The sequence below is a fragment of the Algibacter sp. genome, assembly GCF_049667265.1.
Lineage (GTDB): Bacteria > Bacteroidota > Bacteroidia > Flavobacteriales > Flavobacteriaceae > Algibacter_B.
Window position 1 is genome coordinate 1 of record NZ_JBATHX010000203.1, and the last position, 5,759, is coordinate 5,759.

6 protein-coding genes and 1 tRNA gene are annotated in these 5,759 nt (G+C 32.5%); 3 read left to right on the top strand and 4 right to left on the bottom strand.

What is annotated here, in order from left to right:
* Window positions 1–480: 480 nt before the first annotated feature.
* Window positions 481–1,155 (bottom strand): SCO family protein, encoded by a 675-nt coding sequence (locus WBN21_RS07645; RefSeq protein WP_424199006.1) that lies wholly within the window; start codon window positions 1,153–1,155, stop codon window positions 481–483.
* Between the two features lie 164 nt (window positions 1,156–1,319).
* Here WBN21_RS07645 and rseP point away from each other — a divergent pair, with 164 nt between their 5' ends.
* Together rseP and WBN21_RS07655 are read left to right on the top strand one after the other, a co-directional pair.
* The gene (rseP, locus tag WBN21_RS07650) at window positions 1,320–2,651 is read left to right on the top strand and encodes an RIP metalloprotease RseP (protein ID WP_424199008.1); all 1,332 of its coding nucleotides are present in this window, start codon (window positions 1,320–1,322) and stop codon (window positions 2,649–2,651) included.
* Between the two features lie 73 nt (window positions 2,652–2,724).
* Window positions 2,725–2,798: transfer RNA gene (locus tag WBN21_RS07655), tRNA-Asn, on the top strand.
* 58 nt (window positions 2,799–2,856) lie between these two features.
* Here WBN21_RS07655 and WBN21_RS07660 read toward each other — a convergent pair.
* From WBN21_RS07660 to WBN21_RS07670, 3 genes are all read right to left on the bottom strand, one after another.
* Window positions 2,857–3,207 (bottom strand): arsenate reductase family protein, encoded by a 351-nt coding sequence (locus WBN21_RS07660; RefSeq protein ID WP_424199010.1) that lies wholly within the window; start codon window positions 3,205–3,207, stop codon window positions 2,857–2,859.
* 24 nt (window positions 3,208–3,231) lie between these two features.
* The gene (locus tag WBN21_RS07665; protein ID WP_424199012.1) at window positions 3,232–3,945 is read right to left on the bottom strand and encodes a PdaC/SigV domain-containing protein; all 714 of its coding nucleotides are present in this window, start codon (window positions 3,943–3,945) and stop codon (window positions 3,232–3,234) included.
* A gap of 299 nt (window positions 3,946–4,244) precedes the next feature.
* Entirely contained in the window at window positions 4,245–5,048 is an 804-nt protein-coding gene (locus tag WBN21_RS07670) for a THC0290_0291 family protein (RefSeq protein WP_424199013.1), read from the bottom strand.
* Window positions 5,049–5,248: 200 nt separating this feature from the next.
* Here WBN21_RS07670 and WBN21_RS07675 point away from each other — a divergent pair.
* A partial coding sequence (locus tag WBN21_RS07675) for a Glu/Leu/Phe/Val dehydrogenase dimerization domain-containing protein (protein ID WP_424199015.1) occupies window positions 5,249–5,759 on the top strand: 511 nt, incomplete at its 3' end.

Sequence of the window (5,759 nt, forward strand, 5' to 3'; positions counted from 1 at the left end):
CTAATCTTTTTAATTGAAACATGAAACTAAATTTTATTTGGGCGTTACCACAAGGGTCGGGCTTTACATTGCAAGTCCTCGCACCTCCATTGTCGGGCTGTGGGCTTTCCATTTCTATCCCTGCATGCCGGCAGGCAGGCCTACCACAGTCACCCGCCAAGGTTATTCCATACTGATTAATAAGTAGTCTATTTGTAAGTTTTATGGGTAATTTACCATATAAACCTGCAAAATCTGTTGTTTTCCGTTGATTATTAGCGGTTTAAATTTGCACCCGAATATTAAACCCCAAAGAATAATAAATTAATTATGAAAACAAGTAACAAAAACGTAGTAGAAAGTAAAGTAGGAACAAAAACTAAAACATTTAGCAGCGCAAGCTCATTAGTTTGGAATTCAAAGAGACGTTACATTTAGTATATACTTTCAATTAAAAAGATAAGACCTTCTGAAAAGAAGGTCTTTTTTTTGGTATTAATTTTACCTGTTATATTCTTCCTTTAAAATTAAAATATCCTGAAGTAGGCGACTAATATCCTCCGAATTAGTGCCATCATAAAACCCTCTTATCTGGCGTTTTTTATCAATAAGCATAAAGTTTTCGGTATGTACCATATCAAAAGGTCCACCATCGCCGTTGTCTTTCACGGCTAAATAGCTTTGTCTGGCTAATTTGTAAATTTCTTTCTTATCACCCGTAACTAAGTTCCACTTTTTATCATTTACACCTTTTTTAATGGCATACCTTTTTAACTGGGCAACGGAATCTATTTCTGGAGTAACCGAATGTGATAAAAGCATCACCTCATCATCATTTAAAATAGTATTCTGAATTTCGACCATATTGGTGGTCATAATAGGACAAATAGTTTGGCAGGTTGTAAAAAAGAAATCGGCAACGTAAATTTTATCCTTGTAATCGTTTTGGGTAATCGTTTTACCGTTCTGATTAATCAATCGAAAGTCAGCTATTTTATGATATTTTTTTTGATGCTGAATGGTACTGTCAACAAGTTCTGTACTTACCATGGTTGGCTGATAAATAGGAAGCGGTTGATAAACACTTAATGTGTTATAAATAATGGCAATAATTATAATAGAAATGACGCCAAATACTATGGCGAACAGTTTATAATCTTTAAAAAAAGATAACATTTTTAGAGCTTTTACGTTAAAACAAAACAAAAATACAACCAATTTCAGTTTCCAAAAACTTAAACCAGACATAAATTATTGTTAAATCAAGTAGCATTAGACGAATGGCTTTTTAAACTTGGTTTAAAAGCTTACTTTTGTGCGATTATAAAAAAAAATTGTAGATGTCAGTATTTTTAATAAAAGGAGCTCAGTTACTTTTGAGCCTTTCCATATTAGTTGTTTTACACGAGCTAGGGCACTTTATTCCTGCTAAAATTTTTAAAACTAGAGTAGAGAAATTTTACTTATTTTTTGATGTAAAATTCTCATTGTTTAAAAAGAAAATAGGCGAAACTGTTTACGGTATTGGTTGGTTACCTCTTGGAGGTTATGTGAAAATTGCAGGTATGATTGACGAAAGTATGGATACTGAGCAAATGGAAAAAGAGCCACAACCATGGGAGTTTCGTTCTAAACCAGCATGGCAACGTTTAATTATTATGCTAGGTGGTGTTACGGTTAATTTTATTTTAGCTATTGTTTTGTTTATTATCATGCTTGCTGTTTGGGGCACGAATTATAACACAAAAGATAGTGTAAAATATGGCTATGGCGTTTCAAAAACATTGGAAGGATATGGGTTTCAGCAAGGCGATAAAATTATTTCGATAAATGACGAGCTAATAGAAGACTTAACCATTCCTATCAATAAATATTTAATGTTTCGAGAAGTTGGAAATGTTAAAGTAGAGCATTCAAATGGCGACATAGAAACCATAAAGCTACCTGAAGATATTGGAACCCAACTTTTTGAAGCTGGTGATCTCCCTGCTTTGGAGCCACGTTTTCCTTTTAAAGTAGATTCTGTTGTTCCAGATTTACCAGGAGCAAAGGCAGGATTGCTGGCAAATGATAAAATAGTAGCCATTAATGGCAAGCCTGTTAATTATTTCTTCGATTTGGCATATGGGTTAAAAAACCGAGATGGTGAAAAAATAAATCTTCAAGTAGAGCGAGATAACAATAATTTTGAGATTGAAATTATCCCAAACGAAGAAAATAAAATTGGTTTTCAACCAATGCCAACGGATTTAGACTATATAGAATTCAATAATAAAGATTATTCATTATCTGAAAGTGTTTCAGGCGGTTTTAGTCAAGCCTATTGGGAGGTTAAAGATTATTTAGCACAGTTTAAATATATATTTACAAAAAAGGGAGCATCTCAAATTGGAGGTTTTGCGGCTATTGGTCAAATGTTTCCTCCGGTTTGGAACTGGCAAGCATTTTGGTATTTAACAGCGTTTTTATCTATCATGCTAGGCGTTTTAAACCTGTTACCAATACCTGCTTTAGATGGTGGCCATGTTACGTTTTTACTATATGAAATGGTTTCTGGAAGAAAGCCTGGAGATAAATTTATGGAGTATGCACAAATGGTTGGTTTCTTTATTTTAATAGCCTTAGTTTTGTTTGCAAACGGTAATGATATTTATAAAGCGATTTTTGGTTAAAATTTCTTTAAAAAATATTTGTAGTAATTAAAAAACAACATATATTTGCACTCGCAAAAGCGAAAAAGCACACTCCTTCTTAGCTCAGTTGGTTAGAGCATCTGACTGTTAATCAGAGGGTCCTTGGTTCGAGCCCAAGAGAAGGAGCAAAACAAAACCCGATACGAAAGTGTCGGGTTTTATTGTTTTAATATTTGTTATGTCTTTAGTTTAGTAGAGCTTTTGCAGCCTCAATAGTTTTTTTAGAATTTCCAACAAAAATCTTATCCCCAATTATAATAACAGGTCTACTTAAAAAGGTGTAATGGTCTAAAATATAGTGTTTAAAATCGCGTTCTGTTAAATCTTGATTTTTCAAATCCATTTCTTTGTATAATTTCGCTCGCTTACTAAAAAGCGTTTCATAACTTCCTGCTAGGGCTTTCATAGCTTCAACTTGCTTAACAGTAATGGGTTCAGATTTAATATCCTGTAGAATAAACTCAGAGGATAAATGCAACTCTTTTATAATTCGTGTACATGTATTACAGGTTTTTAAATAGTATACTTTTTTCATTTAATAAGTGTAATTTAACTAGGGTTAATGAAAATTCAGATAGGATTCGACTTCCGAAAAAGGAATTACGAATTCTACAATATCACTAGCGTATGGTGCGATTTCATAGGTATTGTATAATAAAACTACCCCTTCTTCACTATATCCAATATTTGCAGGCAGCTTGAATTCATCATTATCTGAAAGCACGGTTTCATCCTCCGTTGTTTCTTTAAAATAAGATTTAGCCAACGTTTTGAATGCTTCTACGTTATCAAATAAGTTATTGGTTTGAATACGCTTTCCGTTATTAGCATCAAAATTTAAAAAGGAAATTGTTAATTCGCCTTGTGCGCCTCCAGTATTTGTAAATGTGGTGATGGCTATACTAATTAATTCTGTTGATTGATACATGATTTCACCATCAATTTGTGCTTCCCAAGGTTGATCCGATTCAGGAAAATCATTTTTAAAGGCCTGGTATTCTTCATTAAAGGAGTCAATACTTTCTTTTATTGAAGATGAAGTAATCTCATCTGGGTTTCCTATTTGTAAGGCAGAAATGATTATTTTTTGTATTTCAGAATTTATAGGATTGGAAATACTATTATTACCGTTAGCCTGCGGAATATTCACTTGTACAATGGAATTGCTTTGTGTAGTATAGTTAGTATCTAAAAAAACAGTTTTCTGTTCTTCATTGCAGCTAAAAAGAGCCAAGAAACAGCAAAAGCTAATAAGGTGTTTATAATAATGCATACAATAAATTTTTACCTAGTTTAAAGGTAATTATTGCAATTGAATTGAAAAAGGATTCCACCTAATAAAAGATTGATATTTTTCTAAAAAATATTTTTCTTGCGTAGGTTTAATTAAAAAAAAATCAAGGATACTGAAAGTGTTTACTTTTGCAGAATTTTTAGGCAGTATAGAATCACTTTTAGGACACCATACTTCAAGTATGTCAAAAGTAAAAAGAGAGAAACAGGTGTTTTAGGGTAACTAATCGCAGATATGGTTGATTTAATTACAGACTTAAAGCAAGCAATAAGGTTGTTTTAATCTAAATAATAGATATAACCAACATTTAACCATACTAACCAATCATTATACTTGTTTGAAGGTAATTGATGGTCTAAACCGTCAACATCATCACTAAAATAATATTGCCATCTTAAATCCAACATTAAGTCAGAAATTTTGGTAAGCTTATATCTCACTCCAACACTTGTAACGACTGACCACGTACTACCTGGCGAGGCATCAACAGAACCATCTTCCCAACCAGTATAAAAATTACTTGAGTCGGTAACGTCACCATAAGCCAACGGATTTGGATTATCGTATGTTGTGCTTACCTCTGGAGTATAGGATGTATAATGAACTCCTAAACTTACAAAAGGTGCAAAATTATATGCAAATCCTTGAAAATCGCGAATACTTAAAGGGAAAAATTCTATTTGCGTTCCAATGTCTAAATTTTTAGCGACACCTTTATGGCCTCTTAATTGATTGGCCTCAATGGTTGTTCGTGAAGGATCAATCCATTTACCAAGGTGTTCCAAGTTGGTTTTATTATAAGAAATTTCATTTCTTAATTTAAAATGATCATTAAAATAGGTATCCGTTGTGTAGCAATTACAATCTGCTCTATAAGCAAAGTTCAAATAATGAACAATACCTATTCCAAATCCAGAGTTACCAAAATTCGTTTTTGAGTCTTCACGAACACCATAGTCTGATCTAAATTGAAGCGGACCAGCAATAACACCAACTTCATGAGAAAAGCCTAATTGTGCGTTTGCAGTTTGAACAATAAGAAACAAGCAAAAAATTGAAGCTAAATGTTTCAAGTTAAGCATAAAAGGTTTATTTTTTTGAGGGCATTATTAAAGACAAATATATAAAAACTAGTAAAACAAACAAATATTAATAAATTGTGTAAAAATGATAAAAAAATTTGTTGCGAAATTCAAAAAAAAATACATAGTTTTTTGAAGATAACGTATATTTGTATCGATAAATTACTTATTTAATAAATAACGATGCAATAATTTTATATATGAAACAAAGTATTCAAGCATTTTTAGCTGAAGTTGAAAAAAGAAATGGCCATGAACCAGAGTTTTTACAGGCCGTTGAGGAGGTTGCAGAAACAGTTATTCCTTACATAGTTAAACATGATATTTATTATGGTAAAAATATTCTGCTTAGAATGGTTGAGCCAGAACGATTGATTTCTTTTAGAGTCTCTTGGGTAGATGATAGCGGTGAAATACAGGTAAATAGAGGTTATAGAATTCAAATGAATTCTGCCATTGGCCCGTATAAAGGTGGTTTGCGTTTTCATCCTACTGTAAATGCAAGTATTTTAAAGTTTTTAGCTTTCGAACAGGTATTTAAAAATTCCTTAACAACCTTACCAATGGGAGGAGGTAAAGGCGGTAGTGATTTTGATCCAAAAGGTAAATCGGATAACGAAATTATGCGTTTTTGCCATGCTTTTATGAGTGAGTTGTTTCGCCATATTGGAGCCAATACTGATGTGCCTGCCGGTGATATTGGAGTAGGAT

What these genes read in the sequence shown, in the direction of transcription:
- WBN21_RS07670 (WP_424199013.1), bottom strand. Translation starts at nt 5,048, where the DNA reads ATGCTTAACTTGAAACATTTAGCTTCAATTTTTTGCTTGTTTCTTATT.
- WBN21_RS07645 (WP_424199006.1), bottom strand. Translation starts at nt 1,155, where the DNA reads ATGTTATCTTTTTTTAAAGATTATAAACTGTTCGCCATAGTATTTGGC.
- rseP (WP_424199008.1), top strand. Translation starts at nt 1,320, where the DNA reads ATGTCAGTATTTTTAATAAAAGGAGCTCAGTTACTTTTGAGCCTTTCC.
- WBN21_RS07665 (WP_424199012.1), bottom strand. Translation starts at nt 3,945, where the DNA reads ATGCATTATTATAAACACCTTATTAGCTTTTGCTGTTTCTTGGCTCTT.
- WBN21_RS07660 (WP_424199010.1), bottom strand. Translation starts at nt 3,207, where the DNA reads ATGAAAAAAGTATACTATTTAAAAACCTGTAATACATGTACACGAATT.